The organism is Flexivirga oryzae, assembly GCF_014190805.1.
GTDB classification, from domain to species: Bacteria; Actinomycetota; Actinomycetes; order Actinomycetales; family Dermatophilaceae; genus Flexivirga; species Flexivirga oryzae.
The window spans coordinates 470,657-487,126 of sequence record NZ_JACHVQ010000003.1 but is presented as its reverse complement, the minus strand read 5'-3'; the positions used below and the strand labels follow the sequence as shown (position 1 = coordinate 487,126).

Genomic DNA, 16,470 nt, shown 5'->3' with positions numbered 1-16,470 from the left:
TGCAAGGACCTGCCGGGTGTGAAGCTGAAGGTCTCCAGCAACGGTGAACGCCAGCCGATCGCCGCCAACACCACGAAGGACGGGTCCGACAACCCGGCAGGGCGTGCGAAGAACCGTCGCGTCACGATCTCCTGGGCCAACCACTGACCCGAGCCATCGGGCTTCAGTCGGGCGTCTTACGCTGCGGGACATGGCTCTTCGCAACGCGACGCACGTCCAGACCGCACCGATCGCAGCCCTCGGGCTGGTCGGCGGTTACCTCACGGCTCGGGAGACCGGCATCCGTCCGCTCGGCGGTGTGCTGCTCGGCGCCGCGGGCATCTTCGCCGGTCGCACCTGGCTGGCCAAGCGCGGGCCGGTCGGTGCCGCGGCATTGAGCGCGATCTACCTCGGCTCGTTCGGCGCCTCGCACCCGCTGGCGAAGAAGATCGGCGCGTGGCCCTCGGTCGCGGTTGCGGCGGCGGTCAGCGGCGGGGCGGCATACCTCGTGGCCGACCGGGCCTGACCACATTTGCGGGTGCGCGAGCGGACTGCCTCGGGGTACCCTGACCGTCATGTATGACGCGCAGCGCACGACGACGCCGGACAACTCCGGCCCCGCTGTGTTGCGCTGAACCACCCGCCCACATCGCCCCGGAGTCATCTCCGGGGCGTTTCGTCGTCGCGGGAGATGGCACCGGAGCCCTCCGATCCGAGGTATCCGTGAAAGCACCTGCCAAACAGTCCGATCCGAAACCGGACCACCACGCGCTCGGGCGCGCGCTCGGGATCTACGCGACCGATCCCCTCGTCGGCGCCGGCCTGCCGCTCTGGCTGCCGGCCGGCTCGGTGATCCGTGACGAGCTGGAGCGGCTGGCCCGCGACATCGCCCGCGGGGACGGTTGCGTCGGCGTGCACACCCCCGTGCTCGGCAAACGTGGCCTCTTCGAAAGGTCCGGCCACTGGGCCAAATTCGCGGACGACATGTTTCCACCAATGGCGCTCGGCGACGAACCGCCCGAGGACCAGCTGGTGCTCCGCCCGGCCAACTGCCCGCACCATGCGATGGTCTACGCGTCGCGGGCGCATTCCTACCGCGAGCTACCCATCCGGCTCAACGAACTGGCGCCGATGTTCCGCGCCGAACGCTCGGGGGTCGTGTCCGGCCTGACCCGGGTGCGGCAGATCAGCCTGGACGACACCCACGTGTTCTGTCGGCCGGACCAGGTGGCGGACGAGGCGGCGAGTGCGCTGCGGTCCGCGCTGCACGCCCAGGAGGTGCTCGGCATGCCGGTGGACTACGTCCGGCTGTCCCTGCGGGACGACGGCCGGGGCTATCTCGGCAATCCCGGGCTGTGGGCCGACGCGACCGACGCGCTGCGGCAGGCCGCGGAAGCCGTCGACCTGGCGGCACACGGCCTCTCGCTGGTCGAGGCAGCGGGCGAGGCGGCGTTCTACGGCCCGAAACTCGACCTGCAGGTGCTGGACGGCAACGGCCATGAGGAGACGATCGCGACCGTGCAGCTGGACTTCGTGCAGCCCGAGCGTTTCGACCTGCGGTATGACGGGGCGGACGGCGGGAGTCACCTGGTGGTGATGATCCACCGCGGCACCGTGGGGTCGATGGAGCGGGTCGTTGCGGCGTTGCTCGAGCGGTATGACGGTCGGATGCCGTTGTGGCTCAATCCGATCCAGCTGCGGGTCCTGCCGGTGTCGGAGAAGGCCGACGCGGTCGCGCGCCGATTCGTCGACGAGCTGGTCGCCGCAGGGTTGCGTGCCGAACTGGACGTCGAGGGATCTCTGGGTGCCCGCATCCGGTCCAGCAGGGAGCGCCGCGACTACGCCTTCGCGGTGATCGGCGAGGCCGAGGTCGCCGACGGGTCGGTGCAGGTGACCGACGCGCTGAGCGGGTGGCGCGGGGCGCTGCCCCGCGAGCGGGCGGTCGCCATACTCGCCGAGGCGTATGCCGGCCGGGCCGATCCCGCCTGGCCGGTGCCCACCGCCGCGGCCTCCGACTCTGACGGCGTAATTCACGACTGACGGCCGAATTCGGCCGTCACTCGTGAATCCGAGCGTCAGGGTGACCATCCGGGGACGGGTTGGGGCTCCGGGATGCGGCCGTCGACGAGACGCACGACCTCATCCCGCTCGGCGAGCGTCGCCAGGTCGTGGGTGACCAGCAGGGTGCCGAGGCGGCGTTCGGTGGTGAGGGTGCGCAGCAGGTCGACGATCGCGAGACCGCGCTCGAGATCCAGCGCGGACGTCGGCTCGTCCACCAGCAGCAGTTTCGGGTCGCCCATCAACGCGCGGGCGATCCCGACCCGTTGCCGCTGACCACCGGACAGCGCCGATGGGCGCTTGTGCATGACGTGGCCGAGACCGACCTGGTCCAGCAGTTCCTTCGCGTGCTCGGTCGTGGCCGCCGAACGGTCACCGTCCAAGCGCGCCACCAGCTGCAGCTGCTCCAATGCCGTGAGCGACCCGAGCAGATGCGGCTGCTGGAAGACGAAGCCGATGTCTGCACGGCGCAGGTCGGTGCGGGCCGTCGCGCTCGCCTCCGATACATCCTTGCCGCCAATCCGCACCGTCCCGTACGTCGGTGTCAACAGCAGACCGGCCACTGCCAGCAACGTCGACTTGCCGGAGCCGGACGGCCCTGTGACCGCACGGAACTCCCCGGCCGACACTGTCAGCGACACGTCGCGGAGTGCGTAGGTCCAGCCCTCCCCGTCTCGGAATCGCACACTCACGTCGTCGAGTTCGAGCGCACACATCGCATCCTCCGTCATGGTCACCTCACCCGTCGTCATCGTGCACCGGCCAATGCGGTCATCGGGTCGACGGTCACCACGCGTCGCAGCGCCGCCACCGCTCCGACCAGGCCAACGGCGACCATGAGGCCGAACGGCACTGCCACCGTTGCGAAATCGATCACCACCGGCACGTTCCCGCGCGCTGCGAGGCCCAGGCCGAGTGCCGCCGCGGTGCCGATGCCGCCGCCGATCAGCAGGGTCAGCAGTGCTTGGCCGAGCGCGTCGCGCAGCAGGTAGCCGGTGCGGGCGCCGATCGCCTTCAGCACTGCGAGGTCGCCCTCGCGCTGCACCGTCCAGACGGTGAAGAAGGCGCCGATCACCAGTGCGGAGATCGCGATCAGCAGCACCCGGATCAGGGTGAGCGAGCCGTTCTCGGCGGAGTAGGAACCGATCGCCGACAGTGAGTCACCCTTGGACTTTGCGACCAACCCGGTGGCGGAGTCGAAGGCGGCTGCGTCATACCCCTTGGTGGTCCGCAGAGCGAGCACGCTGCACTCCCCTGCCGCCGCCCCACTGGTATGGCGCCACAGCGATCGCGGCACCCACACGACGGGGACGTGACTGAACGACGCGTCGTCCACGATCCGGGCGACCCGCAGTTTCGTGCCGGCCACGTCGACGATGTCACCGACGTGCACCGCGTGATCGCTGGCCAGGTCGCTGCTGACCACCGTGCTGGTGGCGCTGACCCCACGGGGCGCGACGGCAGCTCCGGGGTCGACCCCGAAGAGGGTCGCAGGCACCGGCATGTGGTCGATGCTGACGCGCGTCGCGGTGATGCCGATCGGGTCGGCCGCTCGAACACCGGGCTGGGTCCGTGCCTGCAGCAGCGCAGCCGGGGTGATCCGGCTGGTCGACATCGACAGTGCCTCACCGGATGCCGGTCGCTCCATCGCGATCTGGTCCGCGCGCAGCGAGGTGATCGCCGAGGTGCTCTGCCGGCCCAGCCCCTCCGTGAGCCCGGACAGCATCACCACCAACAAGGTGATCAGCGCGATCGCCGCCGTCATCAGCAGGAACCGGCCACGCGCCCACCACAGGTCCCGGATTGCCAGGAACACTTCCGTTCCTCCTCGCTTTCACAATGGATTTCGCTGTGCCATCGAGTCTTCGGCAGATCGAGACGGAGGACATCGGACAGACGGTCGAAACCGGCGATCCCCTTCGATGGAGCCTGGGGTCAACCGTTCGATGGATGCACCGAGGGAGCGCCGGGCGGCGTCGATCCGTTAGCGTCGGGCCGATGCTCGAAAATCACGCTCCAACGGCCGGCACGTCGGTAATGCGTGCCCTGCAGCTGGCCATGCACGGGCTCTTCGTGCTGTTGCTCGCCATCGGGACGATCCGCGGTGCGCAGGTGTCGAGCCGCCCGGGAATGCTCGTCGCGGGCTGCGTGCTGCTGTTCGCCTGGTATGCCGTCGGATTGCTTCTCACGCCAAGCCGTTTCGGGGAGCACCGGCAGCTCGCGGGGTGGTGCTGGTTCGTCATCCTTTTCGCCGGCTGGACGGCACTGGTTGCCGCATCGGCGGAGCTGAGCTGGGTCGCGTTCGCGCTCTTCTTCCTGGCGCTGCACCTGCTGCCGCGCTGGTTCGCGCTGCTGGCAGTGGTGGCGGGTGTGATCGTGGTGGTCGTCGCACAACTGCACCAACCGGACACCGCTGTCGTGCCGTCGATCGTGGGTCCGACACTCGGTGCGATCGTCGCGGTCGGTATTTCCTGGATCTACTCGGCGCTCCGGCAGGAGAGTGAGCAGCGCAGGTTGCTCAACACCGAACTCGTTGCGGCACAGGAGGATCTGGTCGCCACGAGCGAAGCGCTTGCCGGTGCCCAGCGCGAGTCCGGGATGCTTGCCGAACGCGCGCGTCTCGCGCGGGACGTCCACGACACGGTCGCGCAGGGCTTCTCCAGCATCCTGCTGCTGTCACGCGCCGGGTTGGCCGGCGAGCCGGACACGACGACGCTGGTGGACATGCTGCGGCAGATCGAGGAGACGGCGGCGGTCGGGCTCGATGACGTGCGCACGGTGGTTCACGCCCTCACACCCACCGACCTCGAGCGCTCACCGCTGTCCGCCGCTCTGCAGCGGCTGGTGGACCGCCAGGGCACGGGCCTGGACGTGCGGCTGGTCGTCGAGGGCGACAAACGCCCGCTGCCCACGACCATCGAGGCCGCGCTGCTGCGGATCGCGCAGGGAGCGCTGTCCAACGTCCGCCAGCACGCGCGGGCCCGGCATACAGTCATCACCCTGGCCTTCGGCGACGACATGGTGCTCGACATCACCGACGACGGCATCGGTTTCGACACGGCCACCGAGGTCGTGCCCAGTGCGGCGGGCGGGTTCGGGCTGCGCGCCATCCGAGAACGTGCCCGGGATGCCGGCGGGCACGCGACCATCGAGTCGGCGCCCGGCGACGGCACCAGTGTGCACGTGGAGGTCCCGGCGGGAGGCCCGCGGTGACTCGCGTGCTGCTCGTCGACGACCACCCGGTGGTGCGGACCGGGTTGCGGATGCTGCTCACGACCGCGGGCATCGAGGTGGTCGCCGAGGCCGGCAACGGCCAGGACGGGGTGCGGTTGGCCGCCGAACACGAGGTCGATGTGGTGCTGATGGACCTGCAGATGGGCGCCGGCATGGACGGGGTCGCCGCGACCGAGCGCGTGCTGGCCGCGCCGGACGCGCCACGGGTGCTGATCCTCACGACCTACGACACCGACCAGGACATCCTGCGCGCGGTGGAGGCCGGGGCGTCGGGCTACCTGCTGAAGGATGCACCGCCCGACGAGCTGGGCGCCGACTCACGCACCGGTGCCGTCGCGCGCGCGAGGGAGCTGGGCCTACTCCGGGACTGACCCGGGGGGTGCGGCGGGCGCCGCGTCTCGCCCGTTGACGGTCGAAATAGCAGCTGACGGCGCAATTGGGGGGTCAGCGGCGAGTTCGAGCGTCAATCGGCGGGTATGGCGAGCCGCTGCCGCAGGCCGGTCGCGCGACGGATCTGGGCGGCAACCGCGGCACGGACCGTGGCCTCGCTGCCGACGACTGTCACGCGGCGTTGCGCTCGGGTGATCGCGGTGTAGAGGAGCTCTCGCGTGAGCAGAGGGGATGCACCATCCGGCAGGAGGACGGTGATCTCTTCCGCCTCGCTGCCCTGACTCTTGTGGATCGTCATCGCGTGCATCGTCTCGATGTCGGACAACCGGCTCGCCGCGATCGGGACCGGGCCGGCCGCGGTCCCGATCTGCGCGGTGACGGGCCCGGGCCCGCCCATCACGACGCCGCTGTCACCGTTGTGCACCCCGAGCGCGTAGTCGTTGCGGGTCACCAGGACGGGACGGCCGGGATACATCGGCTCCCACAGTGGGTCGCCGGTCGCCTCGGACAACCATTCGTCGACCAGGATGTTCCAGGTGCGGACCCCGCGCGGGCCGGAGCGGCGGGCGCACAACAGCCGGTGCTCGGCGAGCGCGGCCAGGGCACCGGCGACATCGCCGGCCACCGCGCGCTCTCGCAACCGCAGCGCATGCCGCAGCAGTCCACCGCGCAACGCGGGAGCCGGGTCGTCGTCCTCGATCCAGCCGACGGCGTCGCCGCCGTGCCGAAGCAGCCGCACCACGGCATCGGCGTCCCCGTCCCGCACTGCCGAGGCCAACTCGCCGATCCCGGCGTCGAACCGGTGCGAGGTCATGAGTCGGCAGACCGTCTCGGGCGCAAGTCCCGCATATCCGTCGACGAGATCGGCCATCACGGCACCGGCATCGACCGAGGCGAGCTGGTCTGCGTCTCCGACGAGCACCAGCCGGCTCGTCGGGCGCACCGCCTGCAGCAGTCGCGACATCATCGTCAGCGCCACCATCGAGGTCTCATCGACGACGATCACGTCGTGCGGCAACCGGTTGGCGGCGTTGAAACGGTAGGTGTCCCCGCCTCGTGGCCGCCAGCCGAGCAGGCGGTGCAGCGTCATCGCGTCGAGGTCCCGGATGCGATCGGCATCCGCGGGCGCGAGCAGGCGAGCCGCGTCACCGACCGATTCCTTCAGCCGCGCGGCCGCCTTGCCGGTCGGCGCGGCCAGCGCGATCCGCATCGGCCGGTCGTGTCCCGCATGTGCCCACTGCTCGCCCAGCAGCACGAGCAGCCGGGCGACGGTCGACGTCTTGCCGGTGCCCGGCCCTCCGGTCAACACCGTCGTCCACTGCTGCACGGCACGCGCCGCCGCGACACGCTGCTCGCCGAAGGCCTCGTCCGGGAACAGCCGGCCGAGCCCGGCGTCGAGGACGTCGGCGTCCACCGGTGGCGGAGGTTCCGCGGCACGGTCGCGGAGGATCTGGGCGACGCGCACCTCCTCGCGGTGGTAGCGGTCGAGGTAGACCAGGCCGAATTCGACGCGCAACACACCGGATCGCGCAAGGTTGCTGTTCTCTATCGCCTGCCGCCAGGCGTCGGCGTCGGTCGGCCAGCAGTCCTTGAGCTGATCCCGATCGGCCGCCCCGCTCCGCTCCTCAGCTTCCGGGTCTGCGCTCTCGGTCACCTCGGCGGGGAGGTGCAGGGCATCGGCGAGGTCCAGACACACCGAGCCACGGCGCACCGCGCGCACGGCGAGTGCGAGCGCCAACTGGACGCTCGGATCCTGCTCTGCGACAACGGTGCTGAGGGTCTGCGCGACGTGCACGTCTGCGGCTTCGAGCAGACCGCTGCGGTTCGCGACGGCGAGCGATCCCCGTGCTCGCCGTGCCTGCCGCGGGTCCTCGGTGTCAACGTCCATCACTGGCCTCCCGCGCCGTCGAGCAGGTCGGACAGCTCCAGCACCAGCTGGGTCGGCGGTCGCCACGAGAACACCCCGGTCGGATTCCCTTCCACAACAGGGGTGTCCGGCCCCGCCATACCGCGCAGGTAGAGGTAGAGGACGCCACCGAGATGCCGGTCGGGGGCGTAGTCGGGCAGCCGCCACCGCAGGTAGCGGTGCAACGTCGCGGCATACAGCAGCGCCTGCAACGGGTAGTCGGAGTGCCCCATCGCGGCCGCGAGCGGCTCGGGCCCGTATGCGTCGAGCATCAACGGCTGGTCCGCGGGACCCAGCCAGTTGGTCTTGTAGTCGGCGACCAGATAGCGCTCCCCCACCCGCAGCACCACGTCGATCGAGCCGGTCAGGTAGCCGCGCAGCACCTGCCCCCCGAGCAGGTCGGTGTCGAGCAGGTCGGCATACGGCAGCAACGGATCGCCCTGCGGCAGATGCCGCCGGAGTATGGCGGCAAGCTGACCCAACCGCACCCGTTCCTCGCTGTCCCGCGCGCCGAGTGGCAGCTCGAAATCCAGCTCTGCCAACTTGTTCCGGCCGACGGACCGCAGCGTGACACCGGGTGCGAGCGGACCGAGCGGGGTGTCGTAAACGGCGACCAGGGCCTGCGCCAGCACGTCGCTGTCGAGGTCGACCGGCCACCGCACCTGCTGCTCGCGGATGCGCGCGCGCAGCTCCTCCAGCAGATCGGGCGCGGTGGGGTCGGCGGTCTCCAGCACGGCGTGGACCAGGGAGCCGAAGGTCGCACCGACCGGCAGGGAGGCCATGGGTGACTCAGGGCTACTCGGGGCGGCGCTCGACCCCGCAGCTTTCGACCCCGTGAGGTCGGGGACGACGATGTCCGGCTCGTCGTCGCGGACGTCGGCCTCAGCCTCGGTGCTCACCCCGTCGGCGGGCAGTTGTTCGAGCACCCGGCTGAGCGCCGAGTAGGAGGTGCGCCGCCAGTCGTCGTCGATGACCCGGGTGAACTCGCGTACGGCGAGAGCTGCTGTCCTGGGGCGGGTTTCGAGGGAGGACCCGGCGGCCTTGGTGACCTTCTCCCAATGCGGTCCGCCGGCGTCCGCCCAGCGCCGCAACAGGGCCATCGCCTCGTCGTCGCTGCACTGCCCGCGCGAGTCCGCGACCGTCCCGTCCGTGCTCGCGGCCGCAGGATCGCGATCGAGGAGCAGGCGGTGGATCGCCGAATCCGGCGCGTTGTTGCACCTCCCCCACCAGGCGACCACCTGCGACTTGGCGCGGGTGAGCGCGACGTAACACAGGCGTAGTGACTCCCCCGCGGCCTCCTGGCGTGCCAGCCGCAGCACGTCAGCGCCGGGCTTGCCGATGTAGATCGACCGGACTTCCGGCTCCCCGTCGGCGCCCGGTGCGTGGAACAGCGGGTTCTCGTCGTCGCGGACGAACCGATTGGCGACGAACGGCAAATAAACGATGGGGAATTCGAGCCCTTTGCTGCCGTGCATGGTCAGTAGCTGGACAGCGTCGTCATCGCTGTCCAGGCGTCGTGCCCGGGCGTCACCGGACGCGGGCCGGTCCACCTCCGCCTGATCGTGCAGCCACGCGATCAGCGCCGGCAGTCCGCTGACCCGGTCGGTTGCGACCGCGTGCAACGCCTCGGCGATGTGCCGCAGATCGGTGAGCTCGCGCTCACCGCCGACCTCACGCAGCACCCGCTCGGACAGACTACCGATCGAGCAGATCTCGAAAACTGCTGCGATCCCGCGGCGTTCGTATGTCGCTGCCAGGTAGCGGATGCGATCGGTGACAGCCGCGGTCACCGCGTCGCTGTCGGCGTCCAACTCGGTCACCGTGCGTCCGATGAAGGGGGTCAGCGCGGCCGCGCGCACGCGTGGCGAGCGGTGCGGCTGGTCCATCGCCTCGAGCAGCGTGCGCCAGTGCGCAGCCGCTGGTGTGCGGAACACACTTCCTGCACCGCTGAGCACTGCGGGCACGCCGACCCCGCGCAGGTGCCGCTGCATGAGGGCGAGCTGGTCGTTGCTGGACGCCAGCACCGCAACATCGCTGGGCTCGAGTGGACGTGTCCCGCGCGGATCGTCATACGTGGCACCGGAGTCCAGCAGTGCGGCGATGTCCTGGGCCGCGTCGGCCGCTGCACGCTCCCGGAAGTCCCCGGCACGGATCGTGTCGTCCTGCGTCAGCTGGGATGCCTTGAACTGGTCGACGCCGAGGTAGCGGATCCGGAACGGTGCGTCGTCCGGCGCACCGTGTAGTCGGCTGCTCGGGTGGTTCGCACGCACCTGGTGCACCCGGATGTCCGGGTCGCCGAGCGCGGCACCGCCGAGGAAGCGGCCGAGCGCATCGACCAGCGGTGCGTCGGACCGCCAGTTGGTGCCGAGGGTGCGGCGTTCGCCGGCGGTGTGCGCGGCCCGCAAGTAGGTCGTGACATCACCTCCCCGGAAGGCGTAGATGGCCTGTTTCGGGTCACCGATGAGCACCATGGCGGCGTGGCCGTGGAACGCCTGGTCGAACACCTCCCACTGCACCGGATCGGTGTCCTGGAACTCGTCGATCAACACCACCTGCCATTGGCGACGCAGGCGCTCACGGGCCGCGCCGTCGGGATCGCGGAGGGCGGCCGCGACCTGGGACAGCAGGTCGTCGTAGGTCAGGATGCCGAGCCGGCGCTTGCGGCGGGCCAGCTCGGCGCGGACCGCGTGCGCGAACCGCACCTTCCGCTCCTCGACCGATCCCGGTGACGGCTCGGTGGGTGCGATCGCCGCGCTCGGGTCCTCGGCGACGGTCCGGGCGATCCGTCGTGCTTCACCCAGATCGAACACGGGTTTGTCCTGTTGCCAGGCAAATCCACGCAGGAACAGGTCGTCGACGACCTCCATGAGCAGGTCGTCGACGTCTTCCACCAGGGTCGCGTTGGGGTCGCTGTCGCCGGCGATGCCGAGCCCACGCAGCACCTGGTGGCAGAACTGATGGATCGTCGCGATCGTTGCCTCGTCGAAGGTCGTGAGAGCCTCCCGGACCCGTCGGGCGCGCGCGGACCGTTCGGCGGGATCGGTGTCGGCGAGCATCGCGAACACCGGGTCGGAGAGTGCCGTTGCGGTGTCGTCGAGCGCCTCGGCGCAGGCGACCAGATGCTCGCGGACGCGCTCGCGCAGCTCCCGCGACGCGGCCCGCCCGAACGTCACGACCAGCAGTTCGTCGAGCGTGTGCACGCCCTCGGCGACATACCGGGTGACCAACGCCGCGATCGTCCAGGTCTTACCGGTGCCGGCACTGGCCTCCAGCACGGTGGTGCCCTGCGGCAGCGGGCCGAGGATGTCGAAGGATTCGTCGGAGAGGGCCGTGGTGGCGTTCATGTCTGTGCGCCTTGGTTCTCGAGGAGCGGGCCCCAGACCCGCAGGGCGTACTGGCCGAGCCGGCTGCTGGCTCCGTTCCACGCTTCGTCCCCCTCGGGGCGCTCGGCGAGCAGTTCGGTCAGCGGGAGCGCCTCGCCATACACCAGGCAGGGTGCGGCGGCCTCGCCCTCACCGGCGAAGTGCTCCTGTCCGTAACCGCGGCCCTCCCACTCCTGTTTCGCCGCGAAGAACGCGGATGTCTCGTGACCCGGCCGCTGCCGCAGCCTGTCGGCATACGCCAGAGAAGTCTTGAGCGGCAACGGGATCGGCCCCCGCATACCGCGGTCGTAGACGTCGACCAGGTCGCTGAGGTGCCGCAGCGCGGTCTGCTGATCGAGCCCGCCGGCGAGGTAGTAGCCGGCCTGCCGACGCTTGCCGCCGCGCAACCATCCGGCCGCGGCGCCCTGCCAGGGTCGGCCGGGGTGCCCGGCGATGAGCGCGAGCAGGGCCAGCCAGGACTGCAGCCGTTGCTTGGCGCCCAGCGCGGAGTAGGTGAGCAGCAGGTGCACGTCACCGCGCAGGTCGCCGATCGTGCCGGTCAGCCGGCGCCCGTCCAGCAGCTGCACGTCGACGTCGACACTGCCGGTCTCACGTCGCAGCAGCTCGACGATCGGCGCGCGCAACATCCCGACGTGCTTGATCGTGTCCTGCAGCACTTCGTCACCCAGCGTGCCAGGAGGTATGCCGCCGCGCAGCCGCTCCATGCGAGTGATGTCGTCGGGACCGGTGCCGACCAGGGACGCGCTCAGCGCGCGATCACCGATCTTCCACTTCTGCAGGCCGTCGAGCTCGATCGGGATCGCGTCTCCCGGCTCGTCCTCGTCGAACGGCAATGCGACGTCCAGCCGGTCACGCACGAATGCCTTGACGGGATCCTCGAAGAAGCGGGCGAGGTCGGCGAAGCTCACGTCACCTCGGGGCAGCGGTGGCAACGGTGCTGTCACGACACGAGAGCGGCGCGGCACGCGATGTCGCGCCGCACGTGCCCCGACGAGTGCGGTCCGATCGAAGCTGAACGGCTCCGGTGTGTCCAGCTCGCGCGGCACGAGATTGCGGGCGTCGAAGGGTTGCAGCGGATGGCGCACGACGACGTCGCGGTCCTCCGGCCAGCAAGCCGTGCGCCGGACGGCGTCGATCAACTCACCCAGCGGCGCGGCGGGCGGACGCTCGGCACCGGTGTGCTCACCCGCCCCGGTGTAGGTGACGACCAGCCGGTCCGTCGCCGCCAACACGGCATCGAGCAGCAGCTGACGATCCTCACTGCGGGCATCACGTTCACCGGTCAGCGGGGCGCGGGCGAGCACGTCGTCGCCGTCAACGCCACTGGTGCGTGGGAAGACACCGTCGTCCAGGCCGAGCAGGCAGATCACCCGGTGCGGCACGGACCGCATCGGCATCATGGTGCAGACGGTCAGGGTGCCGGTGCGGAAGTTGGCGCGGGTCGCCCTTCCCTCGAGGCGGGCGCGCAGGAGTTCCCGCACGTCGGCCACCCGCAGGGTGGTGTCCTGCGCCGCCATCGTCCGCACCGACTCCAGCTCGCGGTCGAATTGTGCTTGCTGCCAGAGATTTTCGCGAGTGACCTCAGAGACGCCGCCGACTCCGTCGAGCAGACCGGACATCCAGTCGGCGCTGGACGTGGCGTCGCGGAGCGCGCTCATGGCCGCATCGACCCGGTCGAGCAACTCGGCGAATCGGCCGACGAGATCGACCCCGGCGCTCTCCACGCCGTCGACCGGCAGCACGTCCCCGACGCTCGCGCCGCCGGCCGGGCTCATGGTCACGCCGAGCAGCAGCCGGCGCAACCCGAAGCGCCAGGTGTTCTGCGCCAGACCCTGCAGACCGAAGAGGCTCCGCTGTGCACCGTCCATGCCCCAGCGGATCTCGGCATCGTCGATCCAGGTGGCGATGCGCTCCAGGTCCTCCTCGTCGAACCGGAAGCGCCGGCGCACCGGCTCACGTCCGAGGAACGCCCGCAGGTCGCTTGCCCGGAGGCGGCCTGCGCTGAAATCGACGAGGTCCGAGGCGATTTCGAAGAGTGGGTTGGTGCGCGCGAGGGAGCGGTCGGCGAGTTTGACTCGCAGGCGGTGCGCCGGGTGACCGCCGACGGCGGCGCCGCCGTCCCCACCGTCGCTGAGCCCGAATGCCGCCTGGATGAGCGGGACGTAGCTCTCGATGTCGGGGCACATCACCAGCATGTCGCGCGGCTCCAGCGTCGGGTCGTCCTGCAACATCCCGGTGAGCACCTCGCGCAGCACCTCGACCTGTCGTGCGGCTCCGTGACAGGCGTGTACCTGGACGGAGCGATCACCGGCACCGACCAGGCGCTGGGACCGAACCTCGTTGTCGGGCAGCGAATTCAGATGTATGTCGTGCTGCAACCAGCCCAGCACGGAGCTGGGTTCCGGCGCGACCGATCGCAGGGGCGCGTCCTCGTCCCCACGCGGGAGCGCCCGCTGCAGCTCACGCGCATCACGCCCGAGGGAGGCCAGCAACGGGTGGTGCACCAGCTCGGCACTGGCGTCGTCGGTGCGGCGCACGACGCGCTGATCCAGGACTGCCGCCAGTTGCGTCCACAGGACGTCCGACGGCTGCGGCAACCAGAGGTGGACCTCGCGATGTGCTGCGAGTGCCTCGATCAGCTCGAGCTCGGTGACCGGCATCCGGGTGTGCCCGAAGAACGAGATGCGCGGTGGCAGAGCGGCGTCCGGCGCCGGATCGTCCCCCGCACGCAGTGCTGCCACGGTGCGTGCGTGACGCTGCGCCGGTGGCGGGTCGCCCACCCGCTCCACGAGCAGCCGCCACAGCTGCGCCTGCCAGGCCAGATCGTCCTTCAAACGGGCACCCGTCCCGTCGGTCAACTCTCCGGCGCTCCAGGCGGTGAGCACGGTCGGGCGCTGCACGGCATACGAGGCGAACAGGCGCGCCACCCGGTGCGCCACGGCATAACGCCGGCCGGCACGATGCCGGCCCAGCTCGTCGGTCTCCCCGTGACCCAGGTGGTGGGCGAGGGTCCGGCACCACGGCTCGTCGAGGTGCGCGTCGATCTCCGCCAGCAGCGGCCAGACGAGCCGGTCGGGCTGCCAGGGGTCGTCGCGTTCGCGGCCGGTGAGCAGCGCGACCAGCGAGCGCGGCGCGACGAACCGCACCCCGGCACAGATGCCGTCGCCACCGCGCGGGCCGACGCCCAGCCGGTGCGACAGGGACTGGGCCAGCCACCGCTCGACACCGCGGGTCGGAACGATGACCAGCTCCTGCACGAACGGGTCGTCGAGCGGGTCGCTCAGCAACCGCGCCAGCCCGTCGGCGAGCGCGTCGGTGCGCTCGGCACGGTGCAGGATCAACGTCACGCCCCGACCCTATGACGACGCTCCGACGCCCACAGCCGATGGCCGTCACCTTGCATCTGGCTCGACGGCCATCAATAGTTGAAGACCTAGGGAAGGTCCATCCACCAGAGGAGATCGACCGTGGCGAACAGTGAACAGTTCAAGAAGAACGCCGGGGATGCCGCCCAGCAGGCCAAGGACGCCGCTCAGCAGGCGAAGGAGAGGGCCGGGCAGTTGGCGCACGACAACCGCGACAAGTTCGCCGGGGCGCTCGGCAAGCTGGCGTCGAAGATCGACGAGAAGACCCAGGGCAAGTATCACGACAAGCTCGAGAAGGCGCAGGACGCGGCCCTGAAGGGCGCCGACAAGCTGGCCGAGCAGCGTCCGCACGACACCGACGGCGGCGAGGCCCCGGGAAGCACCGGCGAGGTGCCGCCGACCGATCCGCAGTAGGGAGCACCGCCAAGAGCTGGTTGATCCGCCAAGAGCTGGTTGATCCGCCAAGAGCTGGTTGAGCTTGTCGAAACCACACCTGGTGACCTCGACAAGCTCGGCCACCTCGACGAGCTCGGCCACCGCCTGCCCCGCAACCGGGCACACATAGCTGCCCTATCAGGGCGAGGACCTACAGTTGGGAGGTTCACCGGGACATCCTGACCGGTGCTTCCCTCTCCGTCAGAAGGATCCCCGCCCTTGGAGCTGCAACAGGTGAACCCGTGGCGCGCGCTGATCGCGCTGTGCATCGGGTTCTTCATGATCCTGGTCGACTCGACGATCGTGTCGGTCGCCACGCCCGCCATCCAGGAGGGTCTGCACACCGACATCAACAGTGTCGTCTGGGTCACCAGCGCCTACCTGCTCGCGTATGCCGTGCCGCTGCTGTTCACCGGGAGGCTCGGTGACCGGTTCGGTCCGCGCCGGCTCTACCTGACCGGTCTCGCGCTCTTCACGCTGTCGTCCCTGTGGTGCGGCCTCACGAACACCATCGGGATGCTCATCGCGGCACGCGTCGTGCAGGGTGTCGGCGCGGCGATGATGACGCCGCAGACCATGGCGGTGATCACCCGGACCTTCCCCGGCGAGCGCCGCGGCCAGGCGATGAGCCTGTGGGGCGCGGTCGCGGGCGTGGCGACCCTGGTCGGTCCGGTGGTCGGCGGGCTGATCACCGAGAACTGGGGCTGGGAGTGGATCTTCTACGTCAACGTCCCGGTCGGCGTCATCGGGTTCGTGCTCGCGTGGTGGCTGGTGCCGACGCTACCGGTGCACTCGCACACCTTCGACTGGGTCGGTGTGTCGCTCAGCGGCGCCGGGCTGTTCTGCCTGGTGTTCGGCATCCAGGAGGGTGAGTCCTACGACTGGGGCACCATGTGGGGGATTATCTCTGTGCCGTTGCTGATCGTGCTCGGTGTCGTCCTGATGGTGTTGTTCGTGTGGTGGCAGGCGCGCACGAAGGTCGACGCGCTGGTGCCGCTCGCGCTCTTCCGGGACCGCAACTTCAGCCTGGCCAACGTGGCGATCTGCATCGTCGGTTTCGTGATCACCTCGTTCGCGTTGCCGATGATGATCTACGCACAGGTGGTGCGGGGACTGTCGCCGATCGAGTCCGGCCTGCTCTTCGTGCCGATGGCCGTCCTGGCTGCGATCCTCTCCCCCGCCGTGGGGCACCTGGTCGACCGCTACCACCCGCGGGTGGTAGCCGGTTTCGGATTGACCTGTCTGGCGGTCGGGGCCTTCTGGCTGGGTGCCGTGATCGGTCCGGACACCCCGACCTGGAAACTCGTGCTGCCGATGCTGGTGCTGGGTATGGCGAACGGCTTCATGTGGTCCCCGATCTCGGTGACCGCCACCAGGACCCTGCCGCCGCAGCGTGCCGGCGCCGGCTCGGGCGTCTACAACATGACCCGCCAGATGGGTGCCGTCATCGGCAGCGCCGCCATCGCCGCCGTCATGCAGGCCCGCCTGACGCACCATCTCGGCAGCGGCGCCGGCGACTACGCCGCAAGGCAGAGCAACACCCCCGTGCACCTGCCGCCGTTCGTGGCACACGGTTTCGCCCGCTCGATGGGTGAGTCGATCTACCTCCCGGCCGCGATCGCGATCATCGCGATCATCGCGGTGCTGTTCTTCCGCAACCCGCACGGCGAGCGCACCGTCATCGACGCACCGCCGCAGAAGGAGACCGCGGCCGGCTGAG

10 protein-coding genes and 1 pseudogene are annotated in these 16,470 nt (G+C 70.1%); 6 read left to right on the top strand and 5 right to left on the bottom strand.

Translation table 11 applies throughout. The features are described 5' to 3' along the window. Positions 1-190 precede the first annotated feature (190 nt). Positions 191-505, top strand: coding sequence for a hypothetical protein (locus tag FHU39_RS19180; protein ID WP_183322294.1), 315 nt, complete (start codon positions 191-193; stop codon positions 503-505). A gap of 197 nt (positions 506-702) precedes the next feature. Continuing rightward, positions 703-2,019, top strand: coding sequence for an aminoacyl--tRNA ligase-related protein (locus FHU39_RS19175; protein WP_343066012.1), 1,317 nt, complete (start codon positions 703-705; stop codon positions 2,017-2,019). Positions 2,020-2,054: 35 nt separating this feature from the next. Here the strand turns inward: FHU39_RS19175 and FHU39_RS19170 are convergent, their stop codons facing one another. Beyond that, complete coding sequence (locus tag FHU39_RS19170) at positions 2,055-2,768, bottom strand: ABC transporter ATP-binding protein (RefSeq protein ID WP_246336707.1); 714 nt, start codon at positions 2,766-2,768, stop codon at positions 2,055-2,057. Positions 2,769-2,785: 17 nt separating this feature from the next. Beyond that, the gene (locus FHU39_RS19165) at positions 2,786-3,853 is read right to left on the bottom strand and encodes an FtsX-like permease family protein (RefSeq protein ID WP_183322292.1); all 1,068 of its coding nucleotides are present in this window, start codon (positions 3,851-3,853) and stop codon (positions 2,786-2,788) included. Positions 3,854-4,035: 182 nt separating this feature from the next. Between FHU39_RS19165 and FHU39_RS19160 the strand changes: the two genes are divergently transcribed. Then, a complete protein-coding gene (locus FHU39_RS19160) occupies positions 4,036-5,250 on the top strand; it encodes a sensor histidine kinase (RefSeq protein WP_183322291.1) in 1,215 nt (404 codons plus the stop codon). Beyond that, positions 5,247-5,579: pseudogene (locus FHU39_RS19155) on the top strand (response regulator); the annotation flags it as partial. The gene FHU39_RS19160 and the pseudogene FHU39_RS19155, both read left to right, overlap by 4 nt. 155 nt (positions 5,580-5,734) lie before the next feature. Here the strand turns inward: FHU39_RS19155 and recD are convergent. From recD to recC, 3 genes are read right to left on the bottom strand one after another with little or no spacing between them, the layout of a single operon-like run. Then, positions 5,735-7,549 (bottom strand): exodeoxyribonuclease V subunit alpha, encoded by a 1,815-nt coding sequence (recD, locus tag FHU39_RS19150; RefSeq protein WP_183322290.1) that lies wholly within the window; start codon positions 7,547-7,549, stop codon positions 5,735-5,737. Beyond that, complete coding sequence (locus FHU39_RS19145) at positions 7,549-10,911, bottom strand: UvrD-helicase domain-containing protein (RefSeq protein ID WP_183322289.1); 3,363 nt, start codon at positions 10,909-10,911, stop codon at positions 7,549-7,551. Before FHU39_RS19145 ends, recD begins: the two co-directional genes overlap by 1 nt. Next, positions 10,908-14,297: an exodeoxyribonuclease V subunit gamma gene (recC, locus tag FHU39_RS19140; RefSeq protein WP_183322288.1), complete on the bottom strand. Its 3,390-nt coding sequence runs from the start codon at positions 14,295-14,297 to the stop codon at positions 10,908-10,910. Before recC ends, FHU39_RS19145 begins: the two co-directional genes overlap by 4 nt. Positions 14,298-14,417: 120 nt before the next feature. Between recC and FHU39_RS19135 the strand changes: the two genes are divergently transcribed. Both FHU39_RS19135 and FHU39_RS19130 read left to right on the top strand, forming a co-directional pair. Further along, positions 14,418-14,729, top strand: a complete 312-nt coding sequence (locus FHU39_RS19135; protein ID WP_183322287.1) for an antitoxin — start codon at positions 14,418-14,420, stop codon at positions 14,727-14,729. 240 nt (positions 14,730-14,969) lie between these two features. Then, on the top strand, positions 14,970-16,469 hold the full coding sequence (locus tag FHU39_RS19130; protein WP_183322286.1) for a DHA2 family efflux MFS transporter permease subunit: 1,500 nt from the start codon (positions 14,970-14,972) through the stop codon (positions 16,467-16,469). Position 16,470 lies beyond the last annotated feature (1 nt).

Coding starts and splice junctions, on each gene's coding strand:
- FHU39_RS19145 (WP_183322289.1), bottom strand. CDS start 10,911: ATGAACGCCACCACGGCCCTCTCCGACGAATCCTTCGACATCCTCGGC.
- FHU39_RS19170 (WP_246336707.1), bottom strand. CDS start 2,768: ATGACGGAGGATGCGATGTGTGCGCTCGAACTCGACGACGTGAGTGTG.
- FHU39_RS19160 (WP_183322291.1), top strand. CDS start 4,036: ATGCTCGAAAATCACGCTCCAACGGCCGGCACGTCGGTAATGCGTGCC.
- recD (WP_183322290.1), bottom strand. CDS start 7,549: ATGGACGTTGACACCGAGGACCCGCGGCAGGCACGGCGAGCACGGGGA.
- FHU39_RS19180 (WP_183322294.1), top strand. CDS start 191: ATGGCTCTTCGCAACGCGACGCACGTCCAGACCGCACCGATCGCAGCC.